This is a genomic window from Marinobacter sp. L-13, assembly GCF_056857715.1.
Genome location: NZ_JBSXNQ010000064.1, coordinates 94,457 through 108,722, shown reverse-complemented (window position 1 = coordinate 108,722; position 14,266 = coordinate 94,457). Strand labels below are relative to the sequence as shown.

At 57.1% G+C, this 14,266-nt stretch carries 14 protein-coding genes; 6 read left to right on the top strand and 8 right to left on the bottom strand.

What is annotated here, in order from left to right; translation table 11 throughout:
- The first annotated feature begins 3 nt into the window (after window positions 1-3).
- A complete protein-coding gene (locus AC13DD_RS17020; protein WP_273156928.1) occupies window positions 4-438 on the top strand; it encodes an ABZJ_00895 family protein in 435 nt (144 codons plus the stop codon).
- A gap of 151 nt (window positions 439-589) precedes the next feature.
- Complete coding sequence (locus AC13DD_RS17015) at window positions 590-1,123, top strand: DNA-binding protein (protein WP_092031998.1); 534 nt, start codon at window positions 590-592, stop codon at window positions 1,121-1,123.
- On the opposite strand, the gene AC13DD_RS17010 is transcribed toward AC13DD_RS17015, so the two are convergent.
- The gene (locus AC13DD_RS17010) at window positions 1,113-1,670 is read right to left on the bottom strand and encodes a DUF6933 domain-containing protein (protein WP_053112933.1); all 558 of its coding nucleotides are present in this window, start codon (window positions 1,668-1,670) and stop codon (window positions 1,113-1,115) included. The genes AC13DD_RS17015 and AC13DD_RS17010 overlap by 11 nt on opposite strands.
- Window positions 1,671-1,863: 193 nt before the next feature.
- On the opposite strand from AC13DD_RS17010, the gene AC13DD_RS17005 reads away from it, so the two are divergent.
- On the top strand, window positions 1,864-2,676 hold the full coding sequence (locus tag AC13DD_RS17005; protein WP_482931514.1) for a HipA family kinase: 813 nt from the start codon (window positions 1,864-1,866) through the stop codon (window positions 2,674-2,676).
- Window positions 2,673-3,527: a DUF3037 domain-containing protein gene (locus AC13DD_RS17000; protein WP_482931513.1), complete on the top strand. Its 855-nt coding sequence runs from the start codon at window positions 2,673-2,675 to the stop codon at window positions 3,525-3,527. The genes AC13DD_RS17005 and AC13DD_RS17000 overlap by 4 nt, the downstream gene beginning before the upstream one ends.
- A 241-nt stretch (window positions 3,528-3,768) precedes the next feature.
- On the opposite strand, the gene AC13DD_RS16995 is transcribed toward AC13DD_RS17000, so the two are convergent.
- The 7 genes from AC13DD_RS16995 to AC13DD_RS16965 all read right to left on the bottom strand — a co-directional run bounded on the left by AC13DD_RS16995 (window position 3,769) and on the right by AC13DD_RS16965 (window position 10,987).
- Entirely contained in the window at window positions 3,769-4,515 is a 747-nt protein-coding gene (locus tag AC13DD_RS16995; RefSeq protein WP_092031996.1) for an amino acid ABC transporter ATP-binding protein, read from the bottom strand.
- Between the two features lie 13 nt (window positions 4,516-4,528).
- Entirely contained in the window at window positions 4,529-5,200 is a 672-nt protein-coding gene (locus AC13DD_RS16990) for an amino acid ABC transporter permease (RefSeq protein WP_014578168.1), read from the bottom strand.
- Between the two features lie 91 nt (window positions 5,201-5,291).
- Window positions 5,292-6,050 (bottom strand): transporter substrate-binding domain-containing protein, encoded by a 759-nt coding sequence (locus AC13DD_RS16985; RefSeq protein WP_008175305.1) that lies wholly within the window; start codon window positions 6,048-6,050, stop codon window positions 5,292-5,294.
- A gap of 250 nt (window positions 6,051-6,300) precedes the next feature.
- Window positions 6,301-7,170, bottom strand: a complete 870-nt coding sequence (gene metF, locus AC13DD_RS16980) for a methylenetetrahydrofolate reductase [NAD(P)H] (protein ID WP_482931512.1) — start codon at window positions 7,168-7,170, stop codon at window positions 6,301-6,303.
- A 12-nt stretch (window positions 7,171-7,182) separates the two neighbouring features.
- Window positions 7,183-8,577 (bottom strand): adenosylhomocysteinase, encoded by a 1,395-nt coding sequence (gene ahcY / locus AC13DD_RS16975; RefSeq protein ID WP_008175303.1) that lies wholly within the window; start codon window positions 8,575-8,577, stop codon window positions 7,183-7,185.
- A gap of 68 nt (window positions 8,578-8,645) precedes the next feature.
- The gene (gene metK / locus AC13DD_RS16970; protein WP_008175302.1) at window positions 8,646-9,836 is read right to left on the bottom strand and encodes a methionine adenosyltransferase; all 1,191 of its coding nucleotides are present in this window, start codon (window positions 9,834-9,836) and stop codon (window positions 8,646-8,648) included.
- Window positions 9,837-9,985: 149 nt separating this feature from the next.
- Window positions 9,986-10,987, bottom strand: a complete 1,002-nt coding sequence (locus tag AC13DD_RS16965) for an ArsR/SmtB family transcription factor (protein WP_039882088.1) — start codon at window positions 10,985-10,987, stop codon at window positions 9,986-9,988.
- Window positions 10,988-11,223: 236 nt separating this feature from the next.
- On the opposite strand from AC13DD_RS16965, the gene tkt reads away from it, so the two are divergent.
- Window positions 11,224-13,224, top strand: a complete 2,001-nt coding sequence (gene tkt, locus AC13DD_RS16960) for a transketolase (RefSeq protein WP_008175300.1) — start codon at window positions 11,224-11,226, stop codon at window positions 13,222-13,224.
- On the top strand, window positions 13,224-14,255 hold the full coding sequence (gap, locus tag AC13DD_RS16955; protein ID WP_008175297.1) for a type I glyceraldehyde-3-phosphate dehydrogenase: 1,032 nt from the start codon (window positions 13,224-13,226) through the stop codon (window positions 14,253-14,255). Before tkt ends, gap begins: the two co-directional genes overlap by 1 nt.
- The last annotated feature ends 11 nt before the right edge of the window (window positions 14,256-14,266 follow it).

Genomic DNA, 14,266 nt, shown 5'->3' with positions numbered 1-14,266 from the left:
AATATGATCACAAAGACAATTCTCAACTTTACCGGCCTCTACGCCGCTCTCCAGCTCTGCATTATTACGATCGGTGAGGTATTCAACATCGATATGAATTCCGGCGTGCAAATCGGGGCGATGATCGGTGCCGCCTATGGCGCAATGGCCGCATCGGTTTCGGCGTTTGGTAGGGCGCCGACGCTCCGGGAGAACTGGATGATGTCCGTCTCTGTGAACATCAGTGCGCTGGTTGTCTCTTTCATTTCCCTCATCGCTCTGCCGTTCGTTTCAGCCGATGCCCCTGTGATTGATGACCTCATGATAGTTATCTCAGAGCTTCCAATGGGCCTTGTGATGATCGGTTTTGCGGTTGCCGTTCTATTGCAGACCCTCGTGTGCTTGCTGATCTTTGGCAAGGTGGCGCGCCGGTATCTCACGAAGCTCAATCCGGCCTAACTTTTCGATACAGCAAGGTTGTCATATGACAACCTTGCTGTATATGATTTGCCCAAGGAATGGCACGAGTGCCCCGCAAGAGACATGCGAACAAAGATATAGAAGCGGCGCTGGCCTGTGCAGAACTGACTCGCTAACGGAGTTGAAGACCATGAATCGTGAATACGACTTCACGCTTAAATATTCAGTTCCACAAGACTTTGCACATGACCAGCTCGAGAGCTCATTGTTTCAAGCGGGATGCGACGACGCCATCATCGGCCTCGGCCAAAAAGGCCGGCTCGCTCTGAACTTTACACGCGAGGCCGAGTCAGCAGAACAAGCCATGCTGAGCGCGCTGCAGGATGTGCAACGGGCGGTTCCTGAGGCCCGCCTGGTGGAGGCCGGGCCGGATTTTGTGGGTATTTCCGACATGGCGAGCCTGCTGATGTTTTCCCGCCAGAACATGCGAAAGCTCATTCAAACCCATCTGGCCAGTTTTCCAATGCCGGTCCATGAGGGCGCGTCAGCAATCTGGCATCTGTGTGATGTCCTTGCCTGGTTCTCCGAAACACAGAAGCGAGCGATTCCGGCTGATCTAATGGACGTGGCCCGAGTAAGCATGGGCGTGAATATGGTGCGAGAAGCAGGGCGGATCGATCATCGATTGCAGGCGCAGTTAAGACAACAAAGCGCTATCGATTAATGGTATCCAACAACGCCAACATCTCCCGCTGCGGCCAGATCGCGCCTTTGACTCCCTTAACCGTGCAGGGCCTTTCCGCCAGCCACGCGCCGGTTCTGTAGGGTGCAAGATCGCTGATTGAGAGCCGGTTATACCAGATCTGATGCTCAAGATCCTGCCCCATCCGGTTCATGGTCGCCTGCACGGAACGGTCGCACTCCAAGTCGCAAACCAGTTCTGCGAGGGCGCTTTCGGCAGCGTCCATCTGTGCCTGATTCGCGCCGGACTTGAGCAGCGTGTTCATCAATGCATCCTGAAACCACCAGTCCAGCTCCGCGAAGTCCGGTTTTGTCAGGCAGGTTGCCAGCAACGGAAAGCGGGTGCTGTCGTGAACAAAAAACACGCAGTTGCGGCGCTGGATTGTGAGCAGGTTGGCGTGCCAGCCGCTAAGCGGGCTCTCAGGCTCGTCATTAGCGGCATGTGGGATCGGCAGTTTGCGTTTGAGACGAGCGGACGAATCCAGCGGCAGCTTCGTATCAAGTTTCTTTGTGCAGTGGATGCGGATCATGGTTTTCTGGCTATATATTCTATCGAAGTCTTGTTTAGGCCGACTTTGATTTGCGGTGAAATTATAAGTGCATGAAATTACAGTCAGTTATGTATCCTTGTGTGCCGCAATGCGATTACTGATCAAATAAACTTGCCGGTTTATCTGCGCTTCCACAAGAAGAGAATATGGGATACGGTTGGGTCGTTCTACCGTGACCGTCAGCAACAAGATGTACCGTGGTTACTACCGAGAAAAAGGGAATTTCACACCTGTGTCCAGTTTGCCTCCCAATGAAGTCGAGATCGTCGAGGTGTTGCGCCGCTCGGAACACGGCATGACTCTGCCGTTCATCTGCAGGGGCGACGATGGAGAGATTTATTTCGTCAAAGGCAGCGGGGCGGGCAGACAGAGTCAGATTAACGAATGGATCTCTGGCAACCTCGCTCTGGCCATGGGAATTCCCGTAGCTCCGTTCAGACTTGTCGATGTTCCCGACGAGTTAACCGATGTATTATCAGCGGAAGATGCGCTTGCGTTGGGTCGCGGCCCGGCTTTTGGATCCGTGGAGCAGAGGATAACGGAGTTGGCTTTCTCCCAGATTCATGATGTCCCATCGGAAATGCGTGGCTCTCTCCTCGTTTTCGATTGGTGGATCTCGAACGTTTTTCGTCAATTGACGAAAAACGGCGGAAACGCCAATCTGTTCTGGGATGCGGAAACTCAGCGCCTCGTGGTCATTGACCACAACCAGGCGTTCGACCCTGATTTCGATGCCGACCAATTTTTTCGGTATCACGCCTTCAAGGACAGCGTGCCAGATGTGTTCGATGACTTGATTGAGCGCCAGCACTATACTGAAAGGCTGGAACAGGCTTTGAGGGAGTGGGACGGCATTATCCAGGCCATTCCCGAGGAGTGGTTTTACATAGACTCTGAGATGACGATGAAACTGGACTTTGATCCGGATTCATTCCTGACACACTTGCAGCGTTTTCGTAGCGACAACTTTTGGAACCGGAAATGACCAGGACAGCGTGCCAATACGCCATCGTGCGGTTTATGCCTTATATCGAGACGGGCGAGTTCGCCAACGTCGGTATTTTGCTGTGGGCACCGAAAACCCGCTACCTGGGCTTTAAACTGCATCGGAAAAAGCATGCCCGTATCACCCAGTTCTTTGAGGAGCTGGACCGGGGACTGTACCTCAAAACCATGGCGAATCTGGATGCTGAGCTGCGCAGAGTACAGGGCATGCTCAAAGACCAGGTCGGCGAGTTTGGTGACAACGACCGGGATTATGGATTTCACAAAGGTCTGTTTCAGGAACTGATCCGACCCCGTGAAACCATCGTTCGTTTCAGCGAGCAGCGGGCAGTGCTGGCGGAGAATCCAGAGCAAACACTGGCTGAGCTCTACGAATATTACGTTGGCCGGAACTTCGTCACCAGGGAATATCAGGAGACCATTCTCGAGAAGGGCATCAAGCAACTCCTGGAACACCGGGATCTGGCAAAGCGTTTTACCAAGCGTCGGATCGAAGATCAGCTATACGGAGTCACCTTCCCCTTCGTTGAGCAAAAGGACAACGAGGCCATTCGGGTAATCAAGCCCCTGTTCCTGGGGCAGACCGATTCCACGGCCATTATCGAACATGGTGGCAAGTGGAAGCTGAAAGTGGATCAGCTCCGCAAGCGGCATCTGCTGAAAGGCCCCGTGTTATTTCCGGTTAAAGGCCCGGAGCCTGGACAGGTTAATGACCTTCGTGTAGAGGCTTTCGAGGAAACCCTTGCCAACCTGGAGGGCGACGGTATCGAGATAACTCTGCACACTGAAAAAGACAGGATTCTCGAGTTTGCCGGAATGCACGCCCATTAGCGATCTCGGGCTCGTCGGCGGGTATGATTGCGCCTGCCGATTGCCCTCCCGAGGAGCTTGTAATTAATCCTTACAGGTTGCACCCCGAGCGGGTTGCAATTATCGGTACTGCAGGCGATCAGTATGCAGACAGGCTAGGTTACTTCCTCCACTTGCTCTCCCTCCTCCGGAACTTGCAGTTCGCCGGCGGGCATTCAGGAAAAAGCCTCCGCAAGCGGAGGCTTTCAAAGCTGGGTTTGGCTCAGTGCGCCAACACCCGCGAAAGAAACGCCTGGGTGCGCTCGTTCTGAGGGTTGTCGAACACATCGTCCGGTTTACCCTGTTCCACAATCTGGCCCTCGTGGATGTAGATCACGCGGTCGGCCACTTCCCGGGCGAAGCCCATCTCGTGGGTGACGACCATCATGGTCATGCCCTCTTTGGCCAGCTCCCGCATAACATCCAGCACTTCACCGATCATTTCCGGATCCAGGGCTGAGGTTGGCTCGTCGAACAGCATGAGGCGCGGTTCCATCGCCAGCGCTCGGGCGATTGCGACCCGCTGTTGCTGGCCGCCGGACAGCTGGCTGGGGTACTTGTCGGCCTGGTTGCCGATGCCCACACGGTTGAGCAACCGCTCGGCGGTGGCATTGGCAACAGTTTCCGGAGCATCCTTGACCTTCTTGGGCGCCAGCATGATGTTCTTTTTCACCGTGAGGTGAGGGAAGAGGTTGAACTGTTGGAATACCATGCCGACTTCCTTGCGGATTTCAGCCAGAGCTTTCGGATTGCCGCTCTTGGGCGCGAGCTGTTGGCCGTCCACTTCCAGTGTTCCGGATTCATATTCTTCAAGGCCGTTCACACAGCGAATCAGGGTGGATTTGCCGGAGCCGCTGGCGCCGATAATAACCACCACTTCGCCCTGTTCAACGGTAAGGTCAATATCTTTGAGGACATGCAGTTTCCCGAAGTACTTGTTCATGCCCTTCATTTTTACAATCTGAGTCATGGGTAACGTTCCTTCAGACAGAAGCCAGTCCGCGGCGCTCAACGAAGCGGAGAATGATGGACAGGGACAGGGTGATGGCCAGGTAGAGGATCGCGACCACAAAATACACCTCGAAGGCGGTAAAGGTGTTGGCAATATAGATCTGGCCCTGGCGGACCAGCTCGCCGACGCCGATCACCGAGAACAGGGATGTGTCCTTGATGCTGACAATGGCCTGGTTACCCAGCGGCGGAATCATCCGGCGGAAGGCCTGAGGCCACACGACAGACCAGAAGGTCTGGGTTCGGGACAGCCCCAGAGAAAGCCCGGCTTCGGTCTGGCCCTTGTCGATGGACTGAACGCCACCCCGGACCACCTCGGATATGTAGGCGCCGGAGTTCAAAGCGATGGCCGCGATGCCGGCCGTCAAGGGATCAATTGGACCGCCAATCAGATCGGGCAGGCCATAGAAAATAAAGAGGACCTGAACCAGGATCGGAGTGCCACGAAAGATTTCGATGTAGGCGGTTGCCGGCCACCGCAGGAACCACTTCTTGTTGATGCTCAGCAGGCCAAAGAAAATGCCCAGAGCAAAACCGATCAGAAGACCGCCGAAGGAAATCAGCAGGGTGTAGGGGATCCCTTTTATCAGAAAAGGGATGGAGTCGATGGCTGCCTGCCAGTCGAACTGAAACTGGAATTCCACAGTGAGAGTCTCCGCAGAGTTTTGGAGTCACGAAGTGCCGGGGCAGTGAAGCCCCGGCAAAGGGAATCAGACCTCTGGGGCCCGGGAGCCCTTACATGCCCTCGGGCATGGGGCCAAACCATTTTTCGTAGATGGTTTTGTAAGTACCATCTTCCTTCATTGCGGCAAGGGCTTCGTTTACATCATCAACCCACTCACTGCCACTCTTGAGGGCGATACCATACTGCTGGCCTTCGTAAAGCGGGCCGACGGTTGTCACCTTGCCTTCACCTTTGGTGCGGGCAAAGTAGCCTACGTTTGGCGCATCGTAGAACACTGCATCAATGGCACGGGACATCAGCGCCATGTACATATCAGAGCTGCCCGGGTAGGGGGTTACACCGTCATCGGCGTCAAGGTTCTTGACCAGGTAGTCATAACTGGTGCTACCAATCTTGGTGCCGATTTTCTTGCCTTCGAGGTCGTCGAATTCGCTAACGTCGTCATTACCCTCGCGAACGAGGATTCGCAGACCCGAGTCGTAGTACGGGTCGGAGAAATCGACGATTTCTTCACGCTCTTCAGTAATCGTGATGCCGGCAATGGCAATGTCGACGTTGCCGGTTTGCAGGGCGGGGATGATGCCGTTGAAGTCCATGGTGTTGAGGTCAATTTCGAAACCTGCACGGTCGGCTACCTCGCGGATGATCTCCATATCGAAACCGATCATCTCACCGGTTTCCTGGTCCATCATTTCAAACGGAACGAAACTCGGGTCAGTGACGACGCGCAGGGTTTCTGCGCTCACGGTTCCTGCGGCAACGGTCAGTGCCAGGCTGGCGCTTACGGTCTTCAGCCACTTCGTGCTCATACATTCTCCTTTTCTTTCTTATGAGGCTCCATTTGCCCGGTAAGGCAAGCCGGACCAATCACTGCTGTTGACTGCGATCTCCGGGGAGCGTTGATGGAACTGCATCACATACACTTTAGACTATTACGCAGATGTATACAGGAAATCAAATGCTTGGCGGGGAGGTCCCGCCGGACGGGGAATAAAAAAGGGGCAGATGAAAGTGTTCATCTGCCCCTTTTATTTCGTGGAGAGCGGATAGCGCGAAGCCTTAAAACGCAATCTTCTCCCGCTCACTGATGCCCAGATTCTTCCAGATGCTGATGCTGGGCTCTACCTGATTCAGGGTGTAGAAATGCAAGCCCGGCGCGCCTGCTGCCAGGAGCTTCTCGCACATCTCAGTAACCACTTCCTCACCGAACTGGCGGATGGAATCGCTGTCGTCGCCGTAGGCTTCGAGCTGTTTGCGAATCCAGCGAGGAATTTCCGCGCCGCACATGTCGGAGAAACGAACCAGGTTGGAGAAATTGACGATGGGCATGATGCCCGGTACCACCGGAATGGTAACGCCCATTTTCTCCAGCCGGTCGATGAAGTAGAAGTAGCTGTCTGCATTAAAGAAGTACTGGGTGATGGCGCTGTTGGCACCGGCCTGAACCTTGCGGGCAAAGTTCTTCAGATCTTCTTCGGCGTTGCGGGCCTGAGGATGAAACTCAGGGTACGCGGCTACTTCCAGGTTAAAGTTATCGCCGCTGTGCTCGCGGATAAACTCCACCAGCTCGTTGGCATAGCGCAGCTCACCGGCGGCCCCCATACCCGAGGGCATGTCGCCCCGCAGGGCGACAATCCGGTTGATTCCGTGCTCCCGGTACAGATCCAGCAGCTCGCCGATTTCCTGGCGGGTGCCCCCGACGCAGGAAAGGTGAGGTGCCGTGGAAATGCCCTGGCTATGCAGGTTGAGCACGGTCTCGATGGTACGGTCCCGGGTGGAACCACCGGCGCCGAAGGTAACCGAGAAAAAGTCCGGGTTCACCTCGGCCAGCTGGTTGCGCACGTTCTGCAGCTTTTCCTTGCCCTGGTCGGTCTTGGGCGGGAAAAACTCAAAGCTGAAACGGCGCTTGAACTGTTTCTGGGATTGCATCTGTTTACCCGATCAGTACTTGTAGCTTTCTGGCTTGTACGGGCCTTCGACCGGTACACCGATGTATTTGGCCTGCTCCGGCGTCATCTTGGTGATAACACCACCAAAGCCTTCCACCATGGCCCGAGCCACTTCCTCATCCAGGTGCTTGGGCAGAACCTGAACGTATACGCCTTTCTCGCGGGCATCTTCCGGCAGATCGGCGAACTTGCGCTCGAACAGGTACATCTGGGCCAGGACCTGGTTGGCAAAGGAGCCATCCATGATCCGTGACGGGTGACCGGTGGCGTTGCCCAGGTTCACCAGGCGGCCTTCGGACAGCAGGATCAGGTGGTCGTTGGTGGCCTTGTCACGGTACACAACGTGCACCTGCGGCTTCACCTCGTCCCATTCCCAGTTCTTGCGCATGTAGGCGGTATCGATCTCGTTGTCGAAGTGACCGATGTTGCACACCACGGCACCGCTTTTCAGGGCTTTGAGCATGTGCGCGTCGCACACGTTCATGTTGCCGGTGGTGGTGACCAGCAGATCGGTGTTCTGCAGCAGGTCGCGGTTCACGGCAGACTCGGTACCGGTGTTCACGCCGTCAATGTACGGAGACACAACTTCGAATCCGTCCATGCAGGCTTGCATGGCACAGATGGGGTCGGCCTCGGTCACTTTTACAATCATGCCTTCCTGGCGCAGGGAAGCAGCAGAGCCCTTGCCTACATCACCATAGCCAATCACCAGGGCTTTCTTGCCTGCCATCAGGTGGTCGGTAGCGCGCTTGATGGCGTCATTCAGGCTGTGGCGACAACCGTATTTGTTGTCGTTCTTGGCCTTGGTGACCGCGTCGTTCACGTTGATGGCCGGCACCTTCAAAGTGCCCTCGCGCAGCATTTCCTGCAGACGATGCACACCGGTGGTGGTTTCTTCGGTCACGCCGTGGCAGTTAGCCAGGATTTCCGGGTACTTCTCATGGAGCAGGGCGGTCAGATCGCCGCCGTCGTCCAGAATCATGTTCGGTTCCCAGCCGTCTACATCGGCTCCGACTGTACGCTCCAGGCACCAGTCGTACTCTTCGTCGGTTTCGCCCTTCCAGGCAAACACGGGAATGCCCTGCGCGGCGATGGCGGCCGCGGCCTGGTCCTGGGTGGAGAAGATGTTGCACGAGGACCAGCGCACGTTCGCACCCAGTTCAATCAGCGTCTCGATCAACACGGCGGTCTGGATGGTCATGTGGATACAGCCCATCACATTGGCGCCTTTCAGCGGCTGCTCGGCTTTGTATTTCTCGCGGAGCTTCATCAGGGCCGGCATTTCGCCTTCAGCGATGTTGATTTCCTTGCGGCCCCAGCCGGCCAGGGAAATATCGCGAACTTTGTAGTCGTCAAAGCTGTTCAGCTTTTCTGCGGGAGTGCTCATGGTGTTCTCCTGTCAGTTCAATCAGTTTGGCTTGGGCGTATGCCTGATGACATACGCCCGAAATCGGTTTAGATACCAGCCGCATCTTTCAGGGCCGCGGCGCGATCGGTCTTCTCCCACGGGAAGGCGGTAAAGGTTTTGCCGCCAACCGTCATTTCATAGGGGTCGCGACCGAAGTGGCCGTAGGCGGCTGTTGCCCGATACATCGGATGCAGCAGGTCAAGCATGTTGGTAATCGCATACGGGCGCAGATCGAAGTTCTGGCGCACCAGTTCAATGATCTTGTCGTCGCTGATCTTGCCGGTTCCGAAGGTGTTCAGGGAGATCGACGTCGGTTGGGCTACGCCGATGGCGTAGGACACCTGGATCTCGCACTTGTCGGCCAGGCCGGCGGCGACGATGTTCTTGGCTACGTAACGGCCGGCGTAAGCGGCAGAGCGGTCAACCTTGGACGGATCCTTACCGGAGAACGCACCACCACCGTGGCGCGCCATACCGCCGTAGGTGTCGACGATGATCTTGCGGCCGGTCAGGCCACAGTCACCAACGGGGCCACCGATCACGAACTTGCCGGTCGGGTTGATGTGGAATTGAGTGTCCTTGTGCAGCAGCTCGGGCGGCAAGGCGTGCTTGACGATCAGTTCCATCACCGCTTCTTTCAGGTCTTCCTGGGTCACGTCTTCATCGTGCTGGGTGGACAGAACCACGGCGTCGATACCGGCAACCCGGCCGTTTTCGTAGCGGCAGGTCACCTGGCTCTTGGCGTCCGGGCGCAGCCACGGCAGCAGGCCGCTCTTGCGGGCCTCGGCCTGGCGCTGCACCAGACGGTGAGAGAAAGTGATCGGCGCCGGCATGAGTACGTCGGTTTCGTTGCTGGCATAGCCGAACATCAGGCCCTGATCGCCGGCACCCTGGTCTTCAGGCTTCTTGCGATCAACGCCCTGGGCGATATCGACGGACTGCTTGCCGATAATGTTGATGATGCCGCAGGTGTCGCCGTCGTAGCCCACTTTCGAGGAGGTGTAGCCGATGTCCTTGATGACACCGCGCACCAGGTCTTCCAGATCCACCCAGGCGCTGGTGGTGATCTCACCGCCAACGATGGCCACACCGGTTTTTACCATGGTCTCGCAGGCAACGCGGGCATGGGGATCGTCGGTCAGGATGGCATCCAGCACGGCATCAGAGATCTGGTCTGCCAGTTTGTCCGGATGGCCTTCAGAGACCGATTCGGAAGTGAAGATGTTGTAGTCAGCCATAGCGCATGCTCCTCTGTGAGCGATTCAAATTCAGGCCGGTAAGCGGTTTTCTTAAAGCGCTTTCCGGTATCCGGTTTGTTGGTCTGTGTGAGGATACGTAAAACTACGTATCCGTATATCAAAATTTGTTGATATTGCGATCCAGGTCGTCAAATCTGACCGCTGTGTTTCCAGAATTCCCGAACCTGGATCTGGAACCCGTTCCGCAAGCCGATAAACAGCTGTTCTCCGGCAACCAGGCCGGCGTCCGCGGCCCAGGTGGTAAGCTCTTCCGGCTCAAACCCGAGCCAGAGATCACCGCAGTTTGCTTTTGCCCAGTCCTGGTCGTGACTGCACAGGTCGCTGATTACGAAGCAGCCGCCGTTGTTCATCAACGCCGCGGCATCAAGGAAGATGTCAGCGGGGCTGGGCACGTGATGCAGAACCATATTCGCAACGACCAGGTCGAAGGCGTCGCCCCTGGCCAGCAGGGTGTCGGTAACACCTTCTATCAGGTCGATGTTGTTCAGCCGTTCGTCAATGCAGGTGCGGGTGGCCTTGGCCAGCATGTCCCGGCTGTTATCCAGGGCAACCACATGCCCACAAAGCTCTGCCAGAACCGGTAGGAAGGCACCCTCGCCGGGGCCGATTTCCAGTGCGGCCTGCCATTGATGTTTGCGGGACCGTTTGCGGATCATTTCCGCGACCGGCTCTGCGTAAAGATCAAAAGCGGCGATCAGTTCCTGCTGCTCGCGGAACTGCTCTGCATGCCGGGCGAAGAAAGCCTGGGACTGGTCTGCGCGCTGAGTGCGAATGGCCTCAATGCGCTCCTGCAGATGTGGTGGCAGTGGCACCCGGTCTACCGCTTCAAATATCTGTCGGATGGTCTGGTCGGTTGGCTTGTCGCTGTCCAGGTGCAGCGGGCGGCGATAGAAAATCGCATTGCCTTCACGCTGGGGCTCAAGCAGACCAGCCTTGTTCATTACCTTCAGGTGGTGGCTCATACCGGACTGGCGCATATCAAACAACTGGCTGAGCTCCAGAACTCCGAACGTATCCCGTCTCAACACACGCAGAATCTCCAGCCGCAACGGATCCCCGCCCGCTTTGAAGATCGGGGCCAGTGCGTCCACGGAGGACAGGTTGTCGGCGTATGTGTTCATGGATGTCATGGAAACGAAGTGTAGGGGGCTTCGGGTGGTCAATCAATAGGCATATCAAAAAATTTTGATATAGATTTATCGTTCTTTGAAATCAGGCCCTTTCGGAAATCCGCAGGCAAACAATCGTGAAACAGGCACATGCCGATTTGCCCCGGCACACACTAATCGGCGAAAATACGCGCCTCATTTTGATCGCCCTTTAATCACTACGAATTCTTTTCCTGCAAAACACTGGAGAAACGTCAATGCCGTCTCGTAAAGATCTCGCCAACGCCATTCGCGCGCTGAGCATGGATGCGGTTCAGAAAGCCAAGTCCGGCCACCCGGGTGCGCCCATGGGTATGGCGGATATCGCCGAGGTTCTGTGGAACGATTACCTGAGCCACAACCCGGCCAACCCTCAGTGGGCCAACCGGGACCGCTTCGTGCTGTCCAACGGTCACGGCTCCATGCTGCAGTACTCCCTGCTGCACCTGAGCGGTTACGACGTTTCCATCGAAGACATCAAGAACTTCCGTCAGTTGCACTCCAAGACGCCGGGCCACCCCGAGTACGGCTACACCCCGGGTATCGAAACCACCACCGGCCCCCTGGGCCAGGGTATTGCCAACGCCGTTGGTTTCGCCATTGCCGAGAAGTCCCTGGCAGCGCAGTTCAACCGTCCGGGCCACGAGATCGTTGACCACTACACCTACGCGTTCCTCGGCGACGGCTGCCTGATGGAAGGCATCTCTCACGAAGTTGCCTCCCTGGCAGGCACCCTCGGCCTCGGCAAGCTTGTGTTCTTCTATGACGACAACGGCATCTCCATCGATGGCGAAGTGGATGGCTGGTTTACTGATAACACCCCGCAGCGTTTCGAGTCTTACGGCTGGCAGGTGATTCCCGCAGTCGACGGCCATGATGCTGACGCCATTCGCGCCGCGATCGAAGCCGCCCGTGCCAACACCGAACAGCCCACGCTGATCTGCTGCAAGACCATCATCGGCTTTGGTTCCCCGAACAAACAGGGCAAGGAAAGCTGTCACGGTGCCCCCCTGGGTGACGACGAAATCACCCTGACCCGCGAGCAGTTGGGCTGGCAGTACGGTCCGTTCGAAATTCCGGCCGACATCGCCAGTGCCTGGAACGCCCGTGAAAAAGGTGCCGCTGCCCAGTCCGAGTGGGAACAGAAGTTTGCCGCCTACGAAAAAGCGGAGCCGGAACTGGCGGCTGAGTTCAAGCGCCGCATGGCTGGCGACCTGCCCGCCGACTTTGCCGAGAAGGCCCAGGCTTACATCCAGGAATGCCAGGACAAGGCCGAGACTGTGGCTTCCCGCAAGGCGTCCCAGAACACTCTGAACGCTTACGGCCCGCTGCTGCCGGAACTGATGGGCGGCTCTGCCGACCTGGCCGGTTCCAACCTGACTATCTGGTCCGACACCAAGGGTCTGACCAAGGAAGATGCCAGCGGTAACTACATCTATTACGGTGTCCGTGAATTCGGCATGGCTGCGATCATGAACGGCATCGCCCTGCACTGCGGTTTCGTGCCCTACGGCGCGACCTTCCTGATCTTCATGGAATATTGCCGCAACGCCGTGCGCATGGCTGCGCTGATGAAGCAGCGTTCCATCTTCGTGTTCACCCACGACTCCATCGGCCTGGGTGAAGATGGCCCGACTCACCAGCCTATCGAGCAGATGGCCAGTCTGCGCACCACGCCCAACATGAGCATGTGGCGTCCGGCGGATACTGTTGAATCCGCAGTGGCCTGGAAAGCAGCTCTTGAGCGCACCGATGGCCCGACCGCCATGGTCTTCTCCCGTCAGGGGCTGCCGGCACAGCCGCGCGATGCCCAACAGCTGGCGGACGTAGCCAAGGGCGCCTATATCCTGTCAGACAGCGAAGGCACGCCGGACCTGATCCTGATTGCCACCGGCTCCGAAGTCGGCCTGGCGCAGGATGCGGCTGCCCAGCTTCGTGATCAGGGCAAGAACGTGCGCGTGGTTTCCATGCCGTCCACGGACGTGTTCGATGCCCAGAGCGCCGAGTACAAGCAGCAGGTCCTGCCGCTGGATGTCACCAACCGCATCGCCATTGAAGCCGGCATTGCCGATTACTGGTACAAGTACGTTGGCCTGGACGGTCGCATCATCGGCATGACCACCTTTGGTGAGTCCGCCCCGGCCGGTGAGCTGTTCAAGGAATTCGGCTTTACCGTCGACAATGTCCTGGAAGTGGCTGCTGAGCTTCTGGACGCCTGATGACGGACTCTGCGCCTTTTCGTGTCGCCATCAACGGGTACGGCCGAATCGGCCAGTGCGTGTTGCGTGCGCTTTATGAAAACGGCTTCCGCGATCACCTTCAGGTGGTCGCGATCAACGAGTTGTCGGATATCGACACCATTGCCCACCTGACCCGATACGATTCCACCCACGGGCGTTTCCAGGGTGACATTTCGGTATCGGGTCAGGACCTGATGGTCAATGGCGATGCCATCCGCGTGTTGAGTCACGCTGACCCGGCAGAGCTGCCCTGGCGCCTGCTTGATGTCGATCTGGTACTGGAATGTTCCGGCGCCTTCTCGGATCGTGCTACGGCCGAGAAGCACATCGATTCCGGGGCCAGACGCCTGCTCTTCTCGCAGCCGGCCGAGTCCGATGTGGACCGCACCGTTGTCTACGGGGTCAACCACGCTGATCTCACACCGGAAGACGTGATCGTTGCAGCCGCCTCCTGCACCACCAACTGCCTGGTGCCTGTGATCAAGGTGCTGGACGACGCCTTTGGCGTGCAGCAGGGCAGTACCACCACGATTCACGCGGCCATGAATGACCAGCCGGTTATCGATGCCTACCACCACCAGGATTTGCGACGAACCCGCAGCGCCCTGCACAACATCGTTCCGGTGGAAACCGGTCTTGCGAAAGGTATTGAGCGGTTGCTGCCGAGCATGGAAGGCAAGTTCAGTTCGGTCGCCATGCGGGTGCCGACCATGAATGTCTCCGCCATCGACATGGTGGTGAACGTGGGCAAAGCCACCAACGTGGCAGCGGTGAACAACCTGTTAGAAGAGGCCGCCAACGGCCCGTTAAAGAGCATACTCGGCTATACCGACGAACTGCTGGCCAGCTCCGACTTCAACCACGATGCCCACTCCGGCGTGGTGGATGGCGGCCAGACCCGGGTCACCGGGGGCACCATGGTGAAAGTGCTGTGTTGGTTCGATAATGAGTGGGGGTTCGCGAACCGGATGCTCGATGTCAGCAAAAGCTGGTTAACCAAACATTCTTAATCTGAAATTTT

Excerpts from the sequence above, each read along its gene's own strand:
- tkt (WP_008175300.1), top strand. The coding sequence starts at position 11,224 with ATGCCGTCTCGTAAAGATCTCGCCAACGCCATTCGCGCGCTGAGCATG.
- AC13DD_RS17000 (WP_482931513.1), top strand. The coding sequence starts at position 2,673 with ATGACCAGGACAGCGTGCCAATACGCCATCGTGCGGTTTATGCCTTAT.
- AC13DD_RS17010 (WP_053112933.1), bottom strand. The coding sequence starts at position 1,670 with ATGATCCGCATCCACTGCACAAAGAAACTTGATACGAAGCTGCCGCTG.
- gap (WP_008175297.1), top strand. The coding sequence starts at position 13,224 with ATGACGGACTCTGCGCCTTTTCGTGTCGCCATCAACGGGTACGGCCGA.
- metF (WP_482931512.1), bottom strand. The coding sequence starts at position 7,170 with ATGCAATCCCAGAAACAGTTCAAGCGCCGTTTCAGCTTTGAGTTTTTC.
- AC13DD_RS16965 (WP_039882088.1), bottom strand. The coding sequence starts at position 10,987 with ATGACATCCATGAACACATACGCCGACAACCTGTCCTCCGTGGACGCA.
- AC13DD_RS16995 (WP_092031996.1), bottom strand. The coding sequence starts at position 4,515 with ATGACTCAGATTGTAAAAATGAAGGGCATGAACAAGTACTTCGGGAAA.
- ahcY (WP_008175303.1), bottom strand. The coding sequence starts at position 8,577 with ATGAGCACTCCCGCAGAAAAGCTGAACAGCTTTGACGACTACAAAGTT.
- AC13DD_RS17020 (WP_273156928.1), top strand. The coding sequence starts at position 4 with ATGATCACAAAGACAATTCTCAACTTTACCGGCCTCTACGCCGCTCTC.
- AC13DD_RS16985 (WP_008175305.1), bottom strand. The coding sequence starts at position 6,050 with ATGAGCACGAAGTGGCTGAAGACCGTAAGCGCCAGCCTGGCACTGACC.
- AC13DD_RS17015 (WP_092031998.1), top strand. The coding sequence starts at position 590 with ATGAATCGTGAATACGACTTCACGCTTAAATATTCAGTTCCACAAGAC.
- metK (WP_008175302.1), bottom strand. The coding sequence starts at position 9,836 with ATGGCTGACTACAACATCTTCACTTCCGAATCGGTCTCTGAAGGCCAT.